This window comes from Roseococcus suduntuyensis, from assembly GCF_014196305.1.
GTDB classification, from domain to species: Bacteria; Pseudomonadota; Alphaproteobacteria; order Acetobacterales; family Acetobacteraceae; genus Roseococcus; species Roseococcus suduntuyensis.
This window is the reverse complement of sequence record NZ_JACIDJ010000009.1, coordinates 91,359-112,239: the sequence shown is the minus strand read 5'-3', so window position 1 is coordinate 112,239 and position 20,881 is coordinate 91,359. Positions and strand designations below refer to the sequence as shown.

Annotated in this window: 19 protein-coding genes; 7 read left to right on the top strand and 12 right to left on the bottom strand. The window is 71.8% G+C overall.

What is annotated here, in order from left to right; all coding sequences use genetic code 11:
- Positions 1–3: 3 nt before the first annotated feature.
- The gene (locus GGQ83_RS18955) at positions 4–1,587 is read right to left on the bottom strand and encodes an ABC transporter substrate-binding protein (protein WP_184386552.1); all 1,584 of its coding nucleotides are present in this window, start codon (positions 1,585–1,587) and stop codon (positions 4–6) included.
- A gap of 241 nt (positions 1,588–1,828) precedes the next feature.
- On the opposite strand from GGQ83_RS18955, the gene GGQ83_RS18950 reads away from it, so the two are divergent.
- On the top strand, positions 1,829–3,127 hold the full coding sequence (locus GGQ83_RS18950) for an LLM class flavin-dependent oxidoreductase (protein WP_184386551.1): 1,299 nt from the start codon (positions 1,829–1,831) through the stop codon (positions 3,125–3,127).
- 6 nt (positions 3,128–3,133) lie between these two features.
- On the opposite strand, the gene GGQ83_RS18945 is transcribed toward GGQ83_RS18950, so the two are convergent.
- The 8 genes from GGQ83_RS18945 to GGQ83_RS18910 form a co-directional block, all read right to left on the bottom strand.
- The gene (locus GGQ83_RS18945; protein ID WP_184386550.1) at positions 3,134–3,817 is read right to left on the bottom strand and encodes a Fe2+-dependent dioxygenase; all 684 of its coding nucleotides are present in this window, start codon (positions 3,815–3,817) and stop codon (positions 3,134–3,136) included.
- A 4-nt stretch (positions 3,818–3,821) separates the two neighbouring features.
- Complete coding sequence (locus GGQ83_RS18940) at positions 3,822–6,026, bottom strand: TonB-dependent receptor (RefSeq protein ID WP_184386549.1); 2,205 nt, start codon at positions 6,024–6,026, stop codon at positions 3,822–3,824.
- 97 nt (positions 6,027–6,123) lie between these two features.
- On the bottom strand, positions 6,124–6,882 hold the full coding sequence (locus GGQ83_RS18935) for an iron ABC transporter ATP-binding protein (protein WP_184386548.1): 759 nt from the start codon (positions 6,880–6,882) through the stop codon (positions 6,124–6,126).
- Positions 6,879–7,853, bottom strand: coding sequence for an iron chelate uptake ABC transporter family permease subunit (locus tag GGQ83_RS18930; RefSeq protein ID WP_184386547.1), 975 nt, complete (start codon positions 7,851–7,853; stop codon positions 6,879–6,881). Before GGQ83_RS18930 ends, GGQ83_RS18935 begins: the two co-directional genes overlap by 4 nt.
- Positions 7,837–8,799, bottom strand: a complete 963-nt coding sequence (locus GGQ83_RS18925) for an ABC transporter permease (protein WP_184386546.1) — start codon at positions 8,797–8,799, stop codon at positions 7,837–7,839. Before GGQ83_RS18925 ends, GGQ83_RS18930 begins: the two co-directional genes overlap by 17 nt.
- A gap of 3 nt (positions 8,800–8,802) precedes the next feature.
- Positions 8,803–9,723, bottom strand: a complete 921-nt coding sequence (locus GGQ83_RS18920; RefSeq protein WP_184386545.1) for a siderophore ABC transporter substrate-binding protein — start codon at positions 9,721–9,723, stop codon at positions 8,803–8,805.
- A gap of 263 nt (positions 9,724–9,986) precedes the next feature.
- Positions 9,987–10,958 (bottom strand): tripartite tricarboxylate transporter substrate binding protein, encoded by a 972-nt coding sequence (locus tag GGQ83_RS18915; protein ID WP_184386544.1) that lies wholly within the window; start codon positions 10,956–10,958, stop codon positions 9,987–9,989.
- Between the two features lie 79 nt (positions 10,959–11,037).
- Positions 11,038–11,970 (bottom strand): 3-hydroxyacyl-CoA dehydrogenase family protein, encoded by a 933-nt coding sequence (locus tag GGQ83_RS18910; protein ID WP_184386543.1) that lies wholly within the window; start codon positions 11,968–11,970, stop codon positions 11,038–11,040.
- A 156-nt stretch (positions 11,971–12,126) separates the two neighbouring features.
- Between GGQ83_RS18910 and GGQ83_RS18905 the strand changes: the two genes are divergently transcribed.
- The 5 genes from GGQ83_RS18905 to GGQ83_RS18885 all read left to right on the top strand — a co-directional run bounded on the left by GGQ83_RS18905 (position 12,127) and on the right by GGQ83_RS18885 (position 16,808).
- Positions 12,127–12,678, top strand: a complete 552-nt coding sequence (locus GGQ83_RS18905; RefSeq protein WP_184386542.1) for a 5-formyltetrahydrofolate cyclo-ligase — start codon at positions 12,127–12,129, stop codon at positions 12,676–12,678.
- Between the two features lie 60 nt (positions 12,679–12,738).
- A complete protein-coding gene (locus GGQ83_RS18900; RefSeq protein ID WP_184386541.1) occupies positions 12,739–13,290 on the top strand; it encodes a DUF4334 domain-containing protein in 552 nt (183 codons plus the stop codon).
- A gap of 7 nt (positions 13,291–13,297) precedes the next feature.
- Positions 13,298–14,818 (top strand): ABC1 kinase family protein, encoded by a 1,521-nt coding sequence (locus GGQ83_RS18895; protein WP_184386540.1) that lies wholly within the window; start codon positions 13,298–13,300, stop codon positions 14,816–14,818.
- Between the two features lie 85 nt (positions 14,819–14,903).
- Positions 14,904–15,719 carry a TIGR00282 family metallophosphoesterase gene (locus tag GGQ83_RS18890; RefSeq protein WP_184386539.1) on the top strand — a complete coding sequence of 272 codons (816 nt, stop codon included), beginning with the start codon at positions 14,904–14,906 and terminating at the stop codon, positions 15,717–15,719.
- Between the two features lie 123 nt (positions 15,720–15,842).
- Positions 15,843–16,808, top strand: a complete 966-nt coding sequence (locus GGQ83_RS18885; protein ID WP_184386538.1) for a Bug family tripartite tricarboxylate transporter substrate binding protein — start codon at positions 15,843–15,845, stop codon at positions 16,806–16,808.
- Positions 16,809–16,851: 43 nt separating this feature from the next.
- Here the strand turns inward: GGQ83_RS18885 and GGQ83_RS18880 are convergent, their stop codons facing one another.
- The 3 genes from GGQ83_RS18880 to GGQ83_RS18870 form a co-directional block, all read right to left on the bottom strand.
- Complete coding sequence (locus GGQ83_RS18880; RefSeq protein ID WP_184386537.1) at positions 16,852–17,922, bottom strand: hypothetical protein; 1,071 nt, start codon at positions 17,920–17,922, stop codon at positions 16,852–16,854.
- A gap of 62 nt (positions 17,923–17,984) precedes the next feature.
- Positions 17,985–18,701 carry a DUF1194 domain-containing protein gene (locus GGQ83_RS18875; protein WP_184386536.1) on the bottom strand — a complete coding sequence of 239 codons (717 nt, stop codon included), beginning with the start codon at positions 18,699–18,701 and terminating at the stop codon, positions 17,985–17,987.
- A 94-nt stretch (positions 18,702–18,795) separates the two neighbouring features.
- The gene (locus tag GGQ83_RS18870) at positions 18,796–19,803 is read right to left on the bottom strand and encodes a catalase (RefSeq protein WP_184386535.1); all 1,008 of its coding nucleotides are present in this window, start codon (positions 19,801–19,803) and stop codon (positions 18,796–18,798) included.
- Between the two features lie 144 nt (positions 19,804–19,947).
- Here GGQ83_RS18870 and GGQ83_RS18865 point away from each other — a divergent pair, with 144 nt between their 5' ends.
- Entirely contained in the window at positions 19,948–20,880 is a 933-nt protein-coding gene (locus GGQ83_RS18865) for a hydrogen peroxide-inducible genes activator (protein ID WP_184386534.1), read from the top strand.
- Position 20,881: the final 1 nt, after the last annotated feature.

Below are 20,881 nucleotides of genomic sequence, written 5' to 3'. Positions count from 1 at the left end.
CCCTCAATTCTCCAGCGACATCAGCCGCACCTCGCCGCCCGAACCGACGGGCGAGAAGCTGTAGCCCGAGACGCGGCGCGAGAGGCCGCGCAGGTTCACGGTGTTGTAGACCCAGATGTCCGGGCTGTCGGCCACCACAAGCGCGGTCGCCTCGGCGTAGAGGCGCTGGCGCTCCTCCTGGCTCAGGCTTTCGCGGGCGGCGCGCAGCAGCGTGTCCACCCTCGGGTTGGTGTACCAGGAGGACGCCTTCCAGGTGCCATGGAACTGGCTGTCATACATCTGGCCGATCCAGTTCTCCGGGTCCACGAAGTAGGTGGACACCCAGTGGATCCACATGTCCGGCGTGGTCTCGGCGCGCGCCGTGGCGCTGGTGATGTTGGGCCAGGTGTTGGGCACGATGCGCAGGTTGATGCCGATGCGCCGCAGGTCGGACTGGAAGAGCTGTGCGGCCTGGGTGGTCTGCTGCAGCTCGTTCTGCACATGGATCTCGATGGGGCGGGAGAGGTCCACGCCCGCCGCCCGCGCGCGGTCGCAATGGGTGCGGGCGCGGGCCAGGTCGAAGGCATAGGGCGCCAGGTTCTCGGGGTTGCCCCAGAGGTTGTTGGGGTTGGGGCCCGCATTGCGCGCCACGAAGCCGCGCAGCACCACGTTGTTGAAACCCTCGTAGTTGAAGGCATGCGCGAGGCAGAGCCGCACGTCGTGGTTGTCGAAGGGCGGGCGCTGGTTGTTCATGCGAATGATGAAGACGCGCATGCTCTCGTCGCGCGCGACGCGGGTGGTGGGGTTGCGGTCCACGCGCTCCACCTGGTCGGCCGGCAGGTAGCTGTCGGTGGCGTCGATCTCGCCACGCAGCAGCGCCAGCACGCGGGTGGAAGTTTCGAGCACGGGGCGCACGCGCACCGCCTCGATGGGCCGCGGGTTGCCGGCGAAGCCGCTGAAATGGTCGGGGAAGCGCTCCAGGTCGAGCGAAACGCGTGGCTGGTAGTTGGTGGCGTTCACGCGATAGGCGCCAGAGCCCGCGCTGTTGGCGGCAAGCCAGGCGCTGCCCCAGTCATCGCCCGCCACATGCGGCGCCAGCACCCGCTGGTTCACCACCGCCACCAGCGGCAGCGCGGAGAGGAAGGGCGCGTAGGGGCGGCTCAACACGAAGCGCACGGTGCGGGGGTTCACCGCCGTCACCGCCTCGGCGGTCAGCACGGGGGTGAAGGCGGCGGCCGGCGCGCGGCGCATCGCCAGCAGGCGGCGGAAGGAATAGACCACGTCCTCGGCCGTGATCTCGCTGCCGTCGTGGAACTTCGCGCCGGCGCGCAGCGTGAACTCCCAGGTCAGCCCGTCCGCGGAGACGGTGTGCGATTCCGCGAGCCAGGGCTCCAGGCGCGGCGGGTTGCCCTGGTAGCGGTACAGCCCGTCATAGACATTGAGCAGGATGAACTGGCTCGGCACGTCGAAGATGGCGTGCGGGTCGAGCGTGGCGGGCAGGGTATCGCCCCAGACCAGGGGGCGCGGCGCGGTCTGCGCGCTGGCCATCAGGGGTGCGGCGGCGAGAAGCAGCACAAGGCGCGCGCAGCGGAGCAGACGGTGCATCATGGGGCGTCCCTCATCTTCCGGAGGGAAGTTGAAGCGATGCCCGAAACGCGCACAACGGCCTACGCCCTGCGCATATGCTTACCATCAGGACATCTGCCCGCACGCGAGGCGAAACGCGCACCAACAGATGTTCATTTGGGCATTTCCTGTGCGGCGAACTGACGTGGCGGCCATGCACCGGGGCAGCCGTGCCGGCCCGCCGGCGCCATGATCGGCGCTTCGTCAGGCAGGCGGGGAAAGAATGTCCAGCACACACCGGCAGATGCATCTGGGCGTCTTCGTCCTCGGCACCGGCAACCACATCGCGGGGTGGCGCTATCCGGGCGCCGCCGACAGCTTCGTGCGCCTCGATGTCGTGCAGCAGATCGCCCGCACGGCCGAGCGCGGGAAGTTCGACCTGCTCTTCGTGGGCGATGGGCTTTCGGCGCAGATGGGCGCGCATCCCTCCTTCCTGGTGCGCTTCGAGCCGCTGACCATGCTGGCCGCGCTGGCCGGGACCACCACGCATGTGGGCCTCGGCGGCACCGCCAGCACCACCTACAACGAGCCCTACAACCTGGCGCGGCAATTCGCCTCGCTGGATCACCTCACCTCCGGCCGCGCGGCGTGGAATGCGGTCACCAGCAGCGAGCCAGGCGCCGGCCCCAATTTCGGCCGCGAGCACCCGCGCCACGACGCCCGCTACGAGGTGGCGGAGGAATTCGTGGACGTGGTGCGCGGCCTCTGGGACTGCTGGGATGACGACGCGGTGGTGGCCGACCACGCGACGGGCCTCTACGTGGACCCGTCCAAGGTGCGGACGCTGGACCACAAGGGCCGCTTCTTCCAGGTGAAGGGCCCGCTGAACGCCAGCCGCTCACCGCAGGGGCGGCCCGTCATCATCCAGGCGGGCTCCTCGCCACCGGGCCTGTCGTTGGCGGCGCGCACGGCCGATGTGGTCTTTTCGGTGGTGCAGGATTTGGGCGAGGCGCGTGCCGCCTGGGCCGCGCTGAAATCCCGCATGGCCGATTTCGGCCGCGACGGCCGGGAGGTGGCATTGCTGCCCGGCGTCATGCCCGTGCTGGGCGCCACCGAGGCCGAGGCGCGTGACAAGCTCAACACGCTGCAGAGCTTCGTCACCGGAGACAACGCGGCCACCATGCTGCGGAACCGGCTGGGCATGGATGTCTCGGGCTTCGCCATGGACGACCTCGTGCCGGATCTGCCCCTGCCCGACACCTCGCACGGCTTCGCGCGCGCCATGCTCTCCAAGGCCCGGCGCGAGCGGATGACCTGGCGCGACCTGCACAACCTGACCGGCGCGGCGCGCGGGCATTGGGTGGTGTGCGGCACGCCCGTGCAGGTGGCCGACACCCTGCAGGAATGGTTCGAGGCCGATGCCGCGGACGGCTTCAACATCCTGCCGCCCTACTTCCCCGGCGGCTTCGACGATTTCGTGGACCAGGTGGTGCCCATCCTGCAGGCGCGCGGGCTGTTCCGCACGGACTACACAGGACGGACGCTGCGCGAGCACCTGGGCCTCACGCGGCCTGCGGTGTGAGACGCGTCACATCTCGACGAAATGCCGCAGCAGGTTGTGATAGGCCGCGGTCATCGCCAGCACGCCCGGATGGTCGTCCGGCAGGTCGCGCCGCAGGGCGATGATGCCCATGTCCATGTCGTAGAGCAGCGCGCGCGTCGCATCCTCCTTCACCATGGACTGGGTCCAGAAGAAGGAGGCCCAGCGGCTGCCACGGGTCACGGGGTTCACGCTGTGCAGGCTGGTGGCGGGATAGACCACCATGTCGCCCGCCTCGGGCTTCACCTCGTGCCGGCCATAGGTGTCATGGATCACCAGTTCGCCGCCGTCATAGCTGTCGGGCGGCGAGAGGAAGAGGGTGGAGGAGACATCGGTGCGGATACGCTGCCCGGTGCCGGGCACCGGGCGGATGGCGTTGTCCACATGCGCGCGGAAGGTCATGCCCTCGTCATAGCGGTTGAACAGGGGCGGGAAGACCTTCAGCGGCAGCGCGGCCGTGGCGAACAGCGCGTTGCGGCCCAGCGCGCGCAGCACAAGCTCCCCCAGTTCCCGGCATTCCGGCGAATCCTGCGGGACCTGCAGGTTGAACTTCGCCTTCGCGGATTGCTGCCCGGCCGTGGCCTTGCCGTCGATCCACGGCGCGGCCTCCAGCCTTTCGCGGCAATACGCGACCTCGGCCTGCGTCAGCAGCTGGGGGATCAGGACCAGCACGCGCTCAGAACTCCGCCGCCACCGTGACCAGAACGGTGCGCCCCGCCGCGACCGTGGCGCGGTTGCCGAACAGCGCGTCGTAGTTGCGGCGGTCGGTGAGGTTGTAGCCGTTCACGCGCACCGTCAGGTTCTCGTGCACGCGGTGCTGCACCATGGCGTCGAAGCTGAAATTGGCCGGCACCTCGGCCGTGTTGTCGGCCGTCAGGAAGACCTGGTCGCGCCAGGTGACGCCGCCGCCGAGGGTGAGGTTCCACCGCTCGCCCGGCGCGATGTCATAGGTGGTCCAGAGCGAGGCCGCGTGCGTGGGCACATATTGGACGCGGCGGCCGACATTGGCCGGCGTGGTGGAGCGCGTCGTCTCGCTGTCCATGTAGCTGTAGGCCGCATGGACGGCCCAGGCGGGCGTGATGCGCCCGGCCACGCCCAGCTCCACCCCGCGCACGCGCTGGCGGTCGCCGGTCTGGATCAGCGAGGTGGGGTCCGCCGCGTCCTGCACCAGCGCATTGCCCTTCTCCGACTGGAAGAGCGCGGCGCTGAGGCCGAGCCGGCCGTTGAACAGCTCGAACCGCGCGCCGATCTCGTGCGTGGTGTTGCGCTCCGGCTGGAAGCCCGCGTTGAAGCTGTTCACGGCCGCGGGGAAGGTCGTGAAGAAGGTGCCCGGCGGCGTCGTGGAGGTGGAGTAGGAGTAGTAGTAGGTCTGCGCCGGCGTCGGCTCGAAGATCACGCCCATCCGCGGGTCGAGGTAGTTCTCCCGGATGTTGATGGCGGTGGTGGGCGCCGCCCCCGGGGTGCCCGCGCGATAGTCCAGGTCGAAATGCGTCCAGCGGAAGCCGCCGAAGACCGACAGCGTGGGCAGCAGCCACAGCCGCTCATTCACGAAGAGGCCGAGATTGGTGGAGACCGTCTCGCGCAGGTTGTTCGCGGGGCCCGTATCCAGCGTCAGCTCGTTGTTCGTGTAGCCGCTGAGCAGCCGCACCGACGGGCGGGTGGAGGCATAGGGGAAGGCGCGGCGCTCCACCACCTCATGGGCCACATCCACACCCGCCACCAGCTCATGGCGGAACGGGCCGGTGTTGAAGCGCGCCGTCACGCTGGTGACGTTCTGGATGGCGCGGTTGATCTGCTGGAAGGGCGCGTTGCTGCCGCCGCCATAGGTCAGCACCGGGTTCAGCCCGCGGAAGAACTGGCCCGAGCAGCTGTTGGCATAGGCGGCCGCCGTGGCGCCGCCCGGGCAGCTCGGCACGGTCAGCGCGGTGGTGCGGTCCACCCGCATCAGCCGCGTGTCGTTGTTGAAGGTGATGCCGTTGTCGAAGCGGTGCTGGAAGCGGGCGGTCAGCCGGTCCACCGTCACATCGTCCCGGTCGTTCTGGATGCCATACCAGTTGCCGCGCCGCACGCCGTATTCGGAGGCGGGGCGCCCGATGGCCCCCGGCCCGGAGAAGACGATGGGCATGCCGCTGTCCACCGTCCGACGGTCCTCGTAGTGCAGGTATTCCAGCGAGAAGGTGGTGGGCGTGCCGATGCCGAAGGCGACGGAAGGCGCGATGCCCCAGCGCCGCGTGTCCTGCCCGTCCCGGCCCACCAGGCTGCTGTGCTGGCCCATCAGGTTGAGGCGCATGGCGGCGGTGTCGCTGATCGCGCGGTTCACGTCGGCGGTGAAGCGGCCATAGGGCCCCATGCCGCCCGTCATCGCGAAGGCGGCGCGGTTGGTGAGGCTGGGCATGCGGCTGTTCACGTTGATGCCGCCACCGATGGCGCTGGTGCCGATGGCAAGGCCCCCCGCCCCCTTCAGCACCTGCACGTCCTCATAGGTGAAGGCGTCGCGCTGGTAGGAACCGAAGTCGCGCAGCCCGTCCATCAGCACGTCGTTCTGGGCCGAGAAGCCGCGGATGCGGAACTGGTCGCCATTCACGCCGCCATTGCCCTCGCCGATGGTGGAGGTGATGCCCGGCACGTTGCGAAGCGCCTGGTCCAGCGTGGTGACGTTCTGCTCGCGCAGCACCTGCTGCGGCACGACGGTGATGGTCTGCGGCACGTCGCGCACCGTGCCGGGCTGGCGCGGATTGCCCGTGGGCGCGCGCAGGGGGGCGTTGGCCGTGCCGGCCTCGATCGCCACCTCGGGGATGGACATGGCGGGGGATGGCGACTGGGCCAGGGCAAAGCCGCTCACCATGGCCGCGCCCAGGCTCAAGCTGGCGATGGCGGCCATGCCACCCGTTGCGCGTGTCGACTCATGCATGGAAGCGGCCCCTCTAATGCGATTGCGAGTCATTCTTAATAAAGGCCTGCCAGCCGGTCAACCTTGCTCAACGGTAGAAGACCGCGATGCGGTCGCCGCCGATCTCATGCACGCTCGCCTCGATGTCGAAGATCTCGCGCAGCGCCTCGGGCCGCATGATGGCCTCGGGCGGGCCCTGCATGACCACGCGCCCCTCGCGCATGGCCACGATCCGGTCGGAATGGCAGGAGGCGAAGTTGAGGTCGTGCAGAACCAGCACGATGGTCTTGCCGAGTTCCGTGGCCGCACGGCGCAGCAGGCGCATGATCGCGACGGCGTGCCGCATGTCGAGGTTGTTCAGCGGCTCGTCCAGCAGCACGTAGTCGGTGTCCTGGCACAGCACCATGGCGATGAAGGCGCGCTGGCGCTGCCCACCGGAGAGCTCGTCCAGGAAGCGATCGGCCTGCGCCTCCAGCCCGAGATAGCTTATGGCGCGTTCCACATGCGGGCGGTCGGCGGCCGTCGGCCTTCCCTTCGAATGCGGGTAGCGGCCGAAGGCGACCAGGTCGCGCACCGTCAGCCGCGCGGGGAGGTGGTTGTCCTGCCGCAGGCTGGAGAGGCGGCGCGCCAGCACGTCGCCCGGCGTCACCGCCACGTCCATCCCATCCACCAGCACCCGCCCGGAAGCCGCGGGCAGCAGCCGGCTGATGACGGAGAGCAGGCTCGACTTGCCCGCGCCATTGGGACCGATGATGGAGGTGATGCCGCCCGCCGGCAGGCGCAGGGTGACATCGTCCACCACCACCGTCGCGCCATAGCGGCACGTGACACCCAGCGCCTCGATCATCGCACCCTCCCCCGCAGCAACAGGGCGATGAAGGTGAGGCCGCCCAGGAAATCGATGATGACACGCAGGTTCGTGTCGAAGGCGAAGACGCGCTCCAGCAGCATCTGCCCGCCCACCAGGCTGATGACGGCCAGCAGGATGGCCGCCGGCAGCACATGCACATGCCGGAAGGAGGGCATCACCGCATAGGCGAGGTTCGCCACCAGCAGCCCGAGGAAGGTCACGGGCCCGACCAGCGCGGTGGAGACCGACACCAGCACCGCGACGATCGCCATGATGCGCGTCACCTCCCGCCGGTGCGCGACGCCGAGGCCGATGGCCGTCTCGCGCCCCAGCGCCAGCACGTCCCAGCTGCGCATCGCCCGCAGCCCGAGCAGCGCGGCACCCAGCATGGCCAGCGCGGAGACCATCAGCAGCCCGCCATGCGGATTGTTGAAGCTGGCGAAGAAGCGGTCCTGCAGGAAGGCGAACTCGTTGGGGTCGATCACGCGCTGCAGGAAGGCGGCGAGGCTGCGGAACAGCACGCCCAGCACCACCCCCGCCAGCACCAGCATGTGCAGGCTGCGGCGCGCGGTGGAGAAGAGCACCCAATGCAGCAGGGCGGAGAACAGGACCATCGCCGCCGTCTCCCCCGCGAAGGTGAGGCGGCGGTCCGCGGCGGCCATCGCGGCCGAGCCCATGAAGAACACGAGGCAGGTCTGGATCAGAACATAGAGCGAGTCGAAGCCCATGATGGCCGGCGTCAGGATGCGGTTGCCCGTCGCGGTCTGGAACAGCACGGTGGAGACGGCGATGGCGCAGGCCACCAGCAGCATCGTCGCCACCTTGCCGGCGCGGAAGGGCAGCACGAAGGCCCAGCTGCCCTGCACGCCCAGCGTCATGAACAGCGCGATGCACAGCGCCGCCACCAGGCCCAGGGCCAGCAGCACGGCACGGGGCGAGGCGCGCGGAACGTCAGGCCAGCCGCGCATCGCGCCGGAACAGCAAATGCAGGAACAGCGCCGCGCCGATCACGCCGGCCACCGTGCCGACCGGGATCTCGTAGGGGTACAGCAGCAGGCGGCCCAGCAGGTCGCAGGCCAGGAGGAAGGCGGCGCCCGCCACCGCGATCCAGGGGATGGAACGCCGCGCATGATCGCCCATGAACATGCTGACCAGGTTGGGCACGACGAGGCCCAGGAAGGGGATCATCCCCACCGTCACCACCACCGCCGCCGTCACCATCGCGACGATGCCGAGGCCGAGTGCCAGGATGCGCGCGTGGTTCACGCCGAGATTGGTGGTGAAGGCCTCGCCCATGCCGGCGAGGGTCAGGCGATCCGCCACGGCATAGGCGGCGAGTGTGAGCAGGAGGGCCACCCAGAGCAGCTCATACCGCCCCTCCAGCACGCCCGAGAAATCACCCGCCGTCCAGGCGTTCACCGATTGCAGCATGTCGAAGCGATAGGCGAGGAAGGTGGTCACGGAATCGATCACGGCGCCCAGCATCAGCCCCATCAACGGGACCACCAGCACGGAGCGCAGCGGAATGCGGCGCAGCAGCCCGAGGAACAGCGCCGTGCCCGCGAGTGCGAAGCCCGAGGCAAGCAGCATCTTGCCCAGGATCGGCATCTCGGGCGTCAGCACCATGGCCGCCAGCAGGCCGAGGCTCGCCGCCTCGGCGGTGCCGGCGGTGGAGGGCTCCACGAAGCGGTTGCGCGCCAGCAACTGCATCACGAGGCCCGCCACGCCCAGCGCGGCACCCGCCAGCACGATGGACAGCGTGCGCGGAATGCGGCTGACCAGCAGGAGCTGGAGCGCATCTTGCCCCGGAGCGGGCCACAGCAGCGCGCGGGGCGTCACCTCGCCCACGCCGACGAAGAGGCTGGCCACGGCCAGCAGCGCCGTCAGCGCGAGGGCCAGCGCGAAACGCGGCACCGCTCAGCCGACGCCGTAGGCGCGGCCGACCTCCCCCACCATGAGCTGGGTGGACTGGATGCCCCCCGGCGCCAGATACCAGTTGAGCGGGTCGAGGAAGAGCACCCTGTCCTCCCGCCACGCCGCCGTCTGCCGCACCAGCGGGTTGTCGAGCGCCCGCCGCGCCGCGCCGCCACGGCCGATCGCCGCATCGCGGTCCACGACGAAGAGCCAGTCCGGATTGGCCTGCTGGATGAACTCGGACCCGATGGACTGGCCATGCAGGCTGACCGAGAGATCCGGCACCGCCGCCGGCACGCCCAGGTCGGTGTGGATCATCCCGAAACGCGAGCCGGGGCCATAGGCGCTCATCCGCGTGCCGGTCGTCAGCACGATCAGCCCGCGGCCGCGACCGGCGGTGACGCCGCGCAGCGCCGCGACCGATTGCCGCAGCCGCCCCGCCAGCGCCGCCGCCCGCTCCTCGCGGGCGAAGACGTCGCCCAGCAGGGTGGTGTTCGCGATGACGCGGTCGAGGTAGTCGGCATTGCCCGCGTGCATGCCGATGGTGGGCGCGATGCGCGAGACCTCGTTGTATTTCGCGGCGGAGCGCCCGCCGACCAGGATCAGGTCCGGCCGCGCGGCGGCCAGCGCCTCGTAATCCGGCTCGAACAACGTGCCGAGGCGCGGGTGGCGGCGGTCACGATACTTCGCCAGGTGCTCGGGGAAGGTGTTGCCCGCGATCCCCACGATCTGCTCGACGCCCAGCGCGTCGAGGATGTCGAGGGCCGCGATGTCATAGACCGCCACGCGCCGCGGGTTCGTGGGCAGGGTCGTCTCGCCCAGCCCGTGGCGCAATGTCCGCGTGCCGGCCTGCGCGGAGGCGATGCGCGGCAGGGCCGCGGCCGCGACGAGGCCGAGGAGGAAGTGTCTGCGGATCGGGGACATGCCGGGGCCAGCCTTTCGACATCGGGAGATGACGGGTGCGCGAATGGCCCCGCCGGTGTCCCGCCCCATACTGATATTGCGAGTCATTTGCAATAAGGGCGTGCGGCTTGCCAGGAAGGCGACCGGGGCCACGCCACCCCGGCCACCTAGCCTTGCCCTGGAACAGGCCGCGTTCACGCAACATGCTCCAGCCCTTGTCGAGAACGGGCTTCAGCGTTTTCGGTGATTCCGCCTCAACGCGTCCCGCCCTACCGCCTCCCGCCCTATTGCCCCCAGGGCCTGATCTGCCACAGCTCCTGCACGCGGTTGTCCACTTCCTGCACCAACTGGCGGTAATCGGCGCCGACGGCGATGCGCAGCGGCAGCGAGGCGCGGGCCGCGTCGCGCAGGAAGTCCGGGTCGGCCAGGGCCGCGCGGAAGCCCTGTTCAAGGCGTTGCCGGATGGCATCGGGCAGGCCGGGCGGGGCGATGATGCCACGCGCGGAACCTGCCACCAGGTCGAAGCCCTGCTCGCGGAAAGTGGGAAGATCGGGCGCGGCCGACCAGCGCTCGGCCGCCGCCTGGCCCAGCGCCCGCACCCGGCCCTCGCGCATCGCGCCCAGGATTTCGGCGACATTGCCGACGCCCACCTCGATATGCCCTCCCAGCACCTGCGCCAGCAGGGGTGCGGCGCCGGCGAAGGGCACGTGCTCCAGCGGTTCCAGCCGCGCCTGGGCCTGGAGTGCCAACATCAGGATGTGGTCGTCCGAGCCCACGCCAGTCGTTCCGTAGTTGATGCGGCCAGGACGGGCGCGCGCGGCCTCGACCAGGTCGCCCAGCGTGCGGAAGGGGGAGTTGGGTGGCACGAAGATCGTGTTGGGGTCGTCCACCACATTGGCCAGGAAGGTGTAGTCCATCGGCCGGTAGCGCGCCGCGCGCTCGCGCGGGATGGTGTTGATGGCCGGCACGGCCACGGCGCCGATGGTGTAGCCGTCCGGGGCGGAATTGAAGCTCGCCTCGAAGCCGATCTGCCCGCCCGCGCCCGCGCGGTTCTGCACCACGAAGCGCGCGCCGGGCAGGTGCTTCTCGACCACCGGCAGGACGAGGCGCGTCATCACGTCCACGCCGCCACCAGGCGGATAGGGCACGATGGCCTGGATGGGCTTCTCGGTGGGCCAGGCGGGCTGGGCGCGCAGCGCGGCGGGGGCGGCGAGCAGGCCAATTCCCGCGCCCGCCAGTTGGCGGCGAGTGGTCATCGTGTTTCCTCCGGTTCGTTGTCGTTGCCCGGATGCTATCCCCGCTTGTCCGCCAAGGCCAAGCCGCGCCGTGTTTGCATCAATCCGCATCGGCCTCGCGCAGCACGCTGAGCGCCGCCTGGAGGGCCGCCTCGTAGCGCGCCTGCTCCCGCGCGACGCGCTCGGGCGGCCAGTCGCGGAAGCCCTGGCCGGTCTTGGCGCCGTAGTGGCCCGCCTCCACCAGCCGGCGCAGCCCCGGCGATGGCTCGGGCGAAGTGTTGAGCGAAGGGTAGATCGAACTGGCGGCGGCGAGTTGCGTCTCCAGCCCCGCCAGCTCCTTCTGCAAGATCGGCCCGCCGGCGATGTAGCGGAAGCCGAAGGTGTAGCGCACCGCCGCGTCCACATCATCGGCCGAGGCGAGGCCTTCCTCGATCGCGGCGAAGGCCTCACGCATCATCGCGTGCTGGAGGCGGTTGGCGAGGAACCCCGGCACGTCGCGCGCCACCATGATGGGCTTGCGGCCAAGCGCCGCCATGATGGCCGCGAGGCGTTCGCACACCGCCGGGTCCGTGTGTTCGCCCCGCACCACCTCCACGCCGGGCACGAGGTGCGCGGGCAGGAAGAAGTGCAGGTTGGCCATGCGCGCTTGCGTGGCGCAGCCGGCCGCGATGTCGGTGACGCGCAGCCCCGAGGCGTTGGTGGCCACGGGCACGCCCGCCGGCACCAGATGGTCCAGCCGCGCGAAGATGTCGCGCTTGATCGCCAGGTTCTCCGGCACCGCCTCGATCACGACGGCCGCGTCGCTGTAGTCCACCGCGTCGGGCGCGGCCGCGATCTTCGCCTCGGCGGCCGCCCCGCCCAGTTGCGCGACGGCGCGCGCCATGCGCTCGCGCGCCGCGGGCCAGGCGGCCTCGCGCGGTTCCACCGCCGTCACGTGCCAGCCGCCGGCCAGGAAGATCGCCGCGATGTCGCAGCCCATCAGGCCAAGGCCCAGCACCACCGCATGGCCGGGCGGCAAGGATTGTTCAGGCATGTTTCGCTCCCTTCGGATGGGAACAGCTTGGACCAGGGTGGCCGCTTCCCGGAAATCCGGCCCGGCCTTGCCGGGGTGCGGGGCTTTACGGCAGCCTCGCCGCATGGCTATGAACCGCATTCCTGGAAACACCCGCCGCCGGCCGGACGCGGGCCGATGATGGACACCGCGAAGGCTGCCCTGCGCCGCGAGGCCCTGGCCCGCCGCGCCGCCGCGGACCCGGCGCTGGGCGCGCGCATCACGGCCCATATCCTGGCCGAGGCGCCGCCGCCGCCCGGCGCCGTGGTGGCGGGCTTCTGGCCCATGGGCAGCGAACCCGACATTCGCCCGCTGCTGGAGGCGCTGCACGCGCGCGGCCATACACTCGCCCTGCCCTTGACGCCCCCGCGCGGCCAGCCCTTGCAATTCCGCGCCTGGGCGCCCGGCGCGCCCATGGCGCGCGGCCCGCTCGGCACGCAATTCCCGGCAGAGGGAGCCACCCTCACGCCCGACTGGCTGGCCGTGCCGCTGCTGGCCTTCGACCGGACGGGCGCCAGGCTCGGCTATGGTGGCGGCTATTACGACCGCACCCTGGCCGCCCTGCCTGGCGCCACCTGCATCGGCATCGCCTATGCCTTCCAGGAAGTGCCGCATCTGCCCACCGGCCCGCACGACATCCGCCTGCCGGCCATCGCCACCGAGGCGGGGCTGCTGCGAACCGGGGCGTGACCGCCGGCTGCAACCCACCCGCCGGGACAGGCTTGATGGAGGGCAGCCAGGAGACACCCCATGCCGGACATCGCCGAAATTCTGCGCGAACGCCGCGCCACGCCCGCCGCCTTGCCCGCCCTCTTCGACGCGCTGGCGCCGGTGGCAGCCGAGGACATGCTGGGCCGCTGGAAGGGCTTCGAGATCACGACCGGCCACCCCATGGACGGGCTGCTGGAGGCCTCGGGCTGGTATGGCAAGCTCTTCACCAGCGCGGAGGAGGTCCATCCCCTGCTCATGCACAACCAGGACCGCACGGAGGTCTTCGCCATGGACCCCGGGCGGCTGCCGCTCTCGCTGGCGGGGTGGGTGCCGCGGGCGGCGCGGCTGGCGCGGGTGGTCGCGGCCTCGCGCCTGCTGCTGCGCACGCGCGAGCCCCGGGCGCGGCTGCGGATGGTGGAATATCGCGGCCGCCCGACCGCGACCATGATCTACGACCAGATTGCCGTCATGGACCACTTCGCCCGCGTGGACGCGAACACGGTGCTCGGCCTGATGGACATGCGCGGCATGCCCCACCCCTATGCCTTCGTGCTGGAGCGCGACGAGAACGGGCCAAGGCTCGAACTGTGACCACGCCATGATCGGCTCGCTGCTGCTCTCCCGGCGTGACCGCGCGCGGTTGCAGGAGGTGGTGGGCATCGCCTCGCGCTTCGGACTGGGCGTGCTGCTGGCACGTCTAGGCCTGGAACGCGGCGCCGCTTCCGAGGGCGCGCCGGGCGAGACGCGAACCCTGCCCGTCCGCACGCGCCTGGCGCTGGAGGCGCTGGGGCCCACCTATGTGAAGCTCGGCCAGATCCTGGCCATGCGCGGCGACCTGCTGCCGCCCGAATGGACGCAGGAGCTGGAGCGGCTGCACAGCCACGCCCCCACCCTGCCCTTCGAGGAATTGCGCCCCGCGGTGGAGGCGGCACTGGGCCAGCCGCCGGAAGAAGCCTTCGCCAGCATCGACACCACGCCGCTGGCCGCCGCCTCCATGGCGCAGGTGCACCGCGCCCGCCTGCGGGATGGCCGCGAGGTGGTGCTCAAGATCCGTCGCCCCGGCATTCGCCCGCGTGTGGAATCCGACCTGCGGCTGATGGCGCAGCTCGCCGCCGCGCTGGAGACGACCAGCGCCGAGGCCCGTCGCTTCGGCCCCGTGGCCCTGACGCGCCAATTGGCCGATGCGATCCTGGCGGAACTCGACTTCACGCAGGAGGGCCGCAACGCCGACCGCCTGCGCGCTGATTTCACGGGCGATGCGCGCGTGGTGCTGCCCGAGATCCATTGGGCCTGGAGTTCGGAAACGCTGCTGGTGATGGACCACATCGCCGGCATCCCGCCGCGCGATGGCGACACGCTGCGCGCGGCCGGCATTGATCCTGAAGCCATCGCCGCGCTGGGCGCCGACATCGTGCTCGACATGGTACTCATCCATGGCCGCTTCCATGGCGACCCGCACCCGGGGAACATGCTCTGCCTGCCCGGCAACCGCATCGCGCTGCTGGACATGGGGATGATCGGCCATGTCTCGCCCAAGCGGCGGGAGGAGTTCATCGGCTTCGTGCAATCCCTCGCGGCGGGCGACCCCGCGCTGCTGGCCGATGTGCTCGCCGCCTGGTCCGAAGGTGGGGAGGTGCCCCGCGCCCGGCTGCGCGCCGTGGCGGACCGGCTGGTGGCGCGCCATGGCGGCGGGCGCGTGGTGCTGGCCGACATGGTGGCCGACTTCCTGCCGCTGCTGCGCGAGGAGGGCGTCACCCTCCCGCCCGACCTGCTGCTGGCCTTCAAGGCGATGGTGACGCTGGATGGCGTGGTGACGCGCATCGCGCCCGGCTTCGACCTGTCGGACGCCATGCGCCGCGCCACGCTGCGGATCGCCCGCGCGCGCCTCTCGCCGGAGCGCTGGTGGCCCATCCTGCAATCCCTGGCCTGGGAGCTGGGGCGGGTCAGCGAGGACGCGCCCCGCCTGCTGCGCGCCACGCTGCGCCGGCTAGAGGCCGAGCCCGCCGAGGCCCTCCCGCCCACGGCCCAGCCCGACGCCATCCGCGCGGCGGGGCGTTGGATCGCGGGCGCCATCCTGGCCGGCGCGGCGCTGCTGGCCGCGGCCATCTTCCTGCGATGACGGCACGCTCTTGCGCGGCCCGCGGGCGGCGGCCAGAACACCGCATGCCCGATTCCAGACCCGCCCCCGCCACCGGCCCCCGCGCATGAGGCTGCTCTTTCTCGGGGATGTGGTGGGCCGTTCGGGGCGCGACGCGCTGGTGCGCGAATTGCCGGGGCTGCGCGCGAAGCTGGCGCTCGACCTCGTGGTGGTGAATGGCGAGAACGCGAGCCACGGCTTCGGCCTGGCGCCCGACATGGCGCGCGCCTTCCTGGCCGCCGGCGCCGATGTCATCACGCTGGGCAACCACGCCTGGGACCGGCGCGAGATCATCCCCTACCTGGAGGAGGAGCGCCGCGTCATCCGCCCCATCAACTTCCCCCCCGGCACGCCGGGCCAGGGAGCCGTGGTGGTGGAGGTGCCAGGCAACCGGCGCGCCCTGGTGGTGAACGTGATGGGCCGCCTCTTCATGGACCCGCTGGACGACCCCTTCCGCGCGGTCCAGGCGGAGCTGGCGAAGCACAAGCTCGGCCAGACCATCCAGGCCGCCATCATTGACGTGCATGCCGAGGCGACGAGCGAGAAACAGGCCTTCGGCCATTCCTTCGACGGGCTGGTGAGCCTCGTCGTCGGCACCCACACCCATGTGCCGACCGCCGACCACCAGATCCTGCCCGGCGGCACCGCCTACCAGACCGATGCGGGCATGTGCGGCGACTATGACAGCGTGATCGGCATGGGAAAGGGCGGCGCCTCGCTACGCTTCTGGCGCAAGATGCCCGGCGAGCGGCTGGCGCCGGCCGAGGGCGAGGCCACGCTCTGCGGCCTCTTCGTCGAGACGCAGGACGCCACGGGGCTGGCCCGGCGGGCGGAGCCGCTGCGGATGGGCGGGCGCCTCAGCCCCATCATACCCGCCGCCTGAACTGCCCACGGCGCGCGCAGCCTGCCGACGCGCTGGGCGGGCTGTGCGGGGGGCGCCGGCACGAAATCCGCGCATCGTCTCGCCCCACGCCGCTTGCACGCTTTTTGCAAGGCCGGGCGCATGATGAACCGTCGCACCCTCCTGGCCGCTGCCCCGCTGCTGGCCACCCCCGCCCTCGTCGCCGCCCAGCCGGCCTGGCCCACGCGGCCCGTCCGCATCACCATCCCGTTCACCGCTGGCGGCGCCTCCGACATCATGGTGCGGCCGGTGGCCCAGCGTCTCGAGCAGATGTTCAACCAGCCCTTCACCGTGGACAACCGCGCGGGCGGCGGCGGCGCGGTGGGCGTGGGCTTCGCGGCCAACCAGCCGGCCGACGGCTATTCGCTGCTGGTCACCACCCCGGGGCCCCTGGTGCTGCTGCCGCAGATGCAGTCGGGCGGCGCCTTCGCCTATGACAGCGCGCGCAGCTTCACCTACATCTCGCTCATGGCCGGCGCGCCCATCCTTTGCGCCGTGAAGGCCGACAGCCCCATCACCAACCTCGCCCAATACGCCGCAGCCGCCCGCCGCGCGCCGGAGGCGATGAATTTCGGCTCCTCCGGCATCGGCTCCATGGGCCACCTGACGGGTACGCTGTTCGGCATGCAGGCGGATGCGCGCATGGTCCATGTGCCCTTCCGCGGCGCGCCCGAGGCGCAGGCGGCCGTGCTGGGCAACACCACCATCTCGCTGTGGGATACGGCGGCGGGCAATGTGGCGGCGGTGCGGGGCGGCACGCTGCGCGGCCTCGCCGTCTCCTCCGCCACGCGCGCGGCCACCCTGCCCGACGTGCCGACCGCGGCCGAGGCGGGCTTCCCCAATGTGGTCAGCCTGAACTGGTTCATGCTCTGCGCCCCCGCCGGCGTCTCGCCCGCCATCGCGGAGCGGCTGCATGCCGCCATCAACACCATCCTGGACGAGGCTGACATCGTGAACCGGATGAACGCGGCCGCCTTCGTGCGCGCGGAAAGGGTGGCCCAGCCGCAGCTCGCGGGCTGGGTGGCGGCCGAACAGGCGCGCTGGACGCCGGTGATCCGCGCGGCGGGGTGAGCCAAAGCAGCGACCGGATGGGTCCATCCGGTCGGATGTTGCTCTAGAAACCCGCCCGCAAGCCGGCCTCGGTGGAAAGCACCAGGGTGGCGCGCCGCGCCAGCGCCCCCAGAAGGAAGCGGGTGACGGCGCCCTCCTCCTCCAGCCCATAAGCCTCGCCGCCCGGGGTGAAGGCGGTGGCCTGGGGGTAGAGCCCGCGCCAGGCCTCGATGACGGCGCGGGGGTGGGTGGCAGGGTCGGCCAACGCCTCGGCCAGGTCGAATTCCACCACCAGCAGCGTGCCGCGCGCGGCCAGGGCGGGCGCCCAGGCGGCCAGCCGCGCGCCCACCCCCGGCCCCGCCAGGCGCAGCACGTCGAGGCGCGAGAGCCCTTCCCGCGCCAGCAATGCCTCGGGGTCATCCAGCGGCACGGCCATGGCCCGCGCGCGCGGCAGGTCATTGGCCGCGATATGGGCCGAGAGCAGCGCGGCCGCGTGCAGATCGGCCTCGAAGCCCAGCAGCGCGGCATGGCCGGGCGCGCCGGCGGCAAGGCCCAGCAGCGAAAGCCCGATGCCCGCCCCGTCGTCCAGGATCACGGCGCCCTCACCGCCCTCGGGCAGGGCGGCGCGCAACAGTCGCGCCAACAGCGGCGCCGCGCCCGGGAAATCGGCCATGCCGGGGGCATCGGCGGGGGCGCGCAGGGCGAAGCGGCGGCCCGCCAGGTGCAAGGCACGCTCCGCGGGTGCCGGCAGGGCGGGCAGCCGGGCGAGGATTTCCGGCGCCTCCAGCAGCAGGCGGCGCAGGCGGCGCAGGTCCGCGCAGGCGGCGCGGGTGGCCGCCACGTCATCGGGTGCCGGCTGCACGCCATCGCGCAGCGCCAGCAGCGCCGCCACCGCCTCGGGCGTCACGGGGCCGAGCGTCCAGCCGCCGCGCTCCACGAAGCCGCCCAGCGCGTGGGTGACGAATTCGGAGCTGCTCAGCACGCCCTCGCGCAGGCCGGTGAAATCGTCGCTGTCGGCCCAGGCGGCCAGCACCGCTTCGCTCTCGGGCTCGCGGCCCAGCGCGAAGCGGTAGGTCCAGCGCACGAGGGCGCGGCTCAGCCGGGGGGGCGCGCCGGCGCCGGTCTCTGCGTCCATGCCGCCATATCCGGCCGCCCCGCGCGCGCCGTCAAGCCGAAGTCCGGTTCGAGATTCAGGACTCAGGCGATCTCGCGGATCAGCTTGCGGCGCACGGCCTGGGCGAAGACGTTGAAATCCTCGGCCACGATCATGAAGGCGCCGGGGCCCCCGATCACGTGCTGCGCGAAATACTGATCGAGCGGCATGGGCGGCATCCGGCCGAAGGTGGGCCGGTCGTTCACGATGGGCAGGCCGTTGATGACGATGCCCTCGGCCACCGCCTCGTCCCGCGCCAGTTCCGAGGGGCGCCCGGAATTGTTCACCCCGTCGCCCGAGACATCAATGACGCGGCGCGTGCCCTCGAAGGGCGCCTCGGCCAGCACGCGGCGCGAGAAGTCGATCGCGCCCGAGATCGAGGTCCAGGAAATCGAGTTGCGCGGCGCCTCGGCCAGCGCGTCCACCCAGCGGTCGGCATCGGCCTGGGTCCCGATGCGCATCCATGGCAGGATCAGGCGCTGATACTCGATGCCCGCCCATTCGACATAGGCGACGGCGATGGCGCCGATCATGCCGCGGCCGATGGCCTCCACCACGCGCGGGTCGCCCAGCGCCTCGCGGTAGCCCTCGCGTTGCAGCCGGGCCTCCTCCTCGTCGATGGAGCGCGAGACATCCACGGCCAGCACCAGCAGCACGTCCACGGGCTCGGCGGCGCGGGCGGGGCGGGGCAAGGCCGCCCCAGGCAAGGCCAGGGCCGCGCCAGTGGACAGACCCGTGGTGAGAAGGGAACGCCGGTGCATGAGCAGGCCTCCATTCGATCGAGCGTCATGGAAGCGAAACCCGGACGGTGGGTGCAAGCTTATTCGGCACCACAGCCGCGGGTTGTAAAAGGCGCTACTCCGCCGCCCACAGGAAGGGGCGCGGCCGCAGGCGGCGCAGCAGCCCCGCGCCCAGTTCGGCATCCGCCGCGGTGCAGAGGTCCAGCAGCCGGCGCGTGGTCGCCTCCGGCAGGCCATGCAGGGCGGTGGCCAGGCGGTCCATCAGCCTTGCGCGTTCGGCGCCCTCCAGGCCGCGGTAGAAGGGGCCGGCGGGCGGCTCCCCCGCGCCGGGCCGCCGTGGCGCGCGGGGGGCGAGCGCGATGCCGGGCAAGGCAGGCTGGGCGGCGAGGCGTGGCGCGATGTCCAGCCGCCCCTCCAGCGCGATGATTCCCACCTCGATCAGCGGCCAGCGCACCGTGGGCCAGAGGTGCGTGGCGTCGAAGGCGTCGAAGGGGGCCTCACGCGCCTCGGCCTCGGACATGATCTGCACGCAGAGCCGCCAGCGCGCGGGCGCCTCCGGGGTCAAGGCGCCGAACAGGGCGCGCGGGTCCAGCCGTTCTCCCTCCCCCTCCCCTTCCCCTTCCCCGTCCCCGGGCAGGGGGTGCAGGTGCAGCCGGCACCAGAGCTGGCGCCCGTCGCGCTCCAGCGCGTAGGCCTCGGCGCCGAAGAATGGCGCGGCGCGCGAGGATCGGGGCCAGGCCGCATCCGCGAAACCGTGCAGGATGGCGTGCAGCGTCGGCGGGTGGTGCGCGCAGAATTCCCACAGCGCCGCCGGGCCCTGGGCCACGGCCTCGCCCATGGCGGCGCGCTGGTCGGGACGGCGCAGGAATTCCACCGGCAGGCGACGCAGGGGCACCTCCCAGGGGCCATCCTCCGTGTGCAGCGTGAGGGTGAGTGGCGCCGGCGGGAACGCCGCATCCCCCGCGGCCGGCAGGCGCAGCCAGAGCGGCGTGGCCTTGCCCCTGGCCGCGAAGGGGCGCGCGCGGGTCAGGCAGGTGATGTCGCCGGTGACGACCAGCCTGCCCCGCGCGGCAGGCGCGGCGGGGATGCGGCGGGGCATCGCCGCCAGGGGGCGCTGCGCCATGTCTCGTTCCTCCCTGGACGGGTGTCACAGCACCGTCCTTGTGGTGGCGAAAAGCCTAGAACGGCGGATGCGACGCGGGCCACCGAATTGCGCACCACGCCCGCGCTTGACCGATGCTGCGTCGCGGGATCATGGGTGGGAGAGATGATCCTCCCTTCGCCGCAACAGCTTCGCTACCTGGCCGCGCTGGCCGACCATGGGCATTTCGGGCGCGCGGCGGCGGCCTGCGCGGTGACGCAATCCACCCTCTCGGCCGGGCTGCTGGCGCTGGAGAGGCAGCTCGACGCCGCGCTGATCGAGCGCGGGACCTCGAAGCGCCCCGTCTTCACGCCCACGGGGCTGGAGGTGGTGGCGCGCGCCCGCGTGGCGCTGGCGGCCCTTGAGGCGGTGGCGGAAAGTGCTTCGGCCGGGCGCGACCCGCTGGCCGGGCCGCTGCGCCTGGGCGTGATCCCGACCATCGGCCCCTTCCTGCTGCCCCGGCTGATGCCCGCGCTGCGCGCCGCCTTCCCGCGCCTCAAGCTCTACCTGCGCGAGGACATGACCGAGCGGCTGATGGCCCAGCTCGACGCCGGCAAGCTCGACCTGCTGCTGCTGGCCCTGCCCTGCGACTGCGCGGCGGCGGAGGTGGAGCCCATCGGCCACGACCCCTTCCTGCTGGCCCTGCCGCCCGGGCACCGGCTGGCCTCGCAGCCTGAGGTGCGCCTCTGCGCGCTGGCGGGCGAGACGGTGCTGCTGCTGGAGGATGGCCATTGCCTGCGCGCCCAGGCGCAGGAGGCCTGCGGCCTGCCACGCGGCCTCAGCGCCCATGAGGGCTTCGCCGCCACCTCGCTGCACACACTGGTGCAGATGGTGGCGGGGGGGCTGGGGGTCACCCTGCTGCCGCGCCTTGCCGCCGAGGGCGGCGTGCTGGCGGGCACGGAGCTGGTGCTGCGCCCCCTGGTGGCGGACGCGGCCGGCGAGGCGGTGCCCGCCCGCACCCTCGCGCTGGCCTGGCGGCCGCGCAGCCCCCGCGCCGGCGCCTTCCGCGACCTGGCGCGCGCCATCGCGCAGCGGCTGGAACCGGCGGCGCCGGACTGAC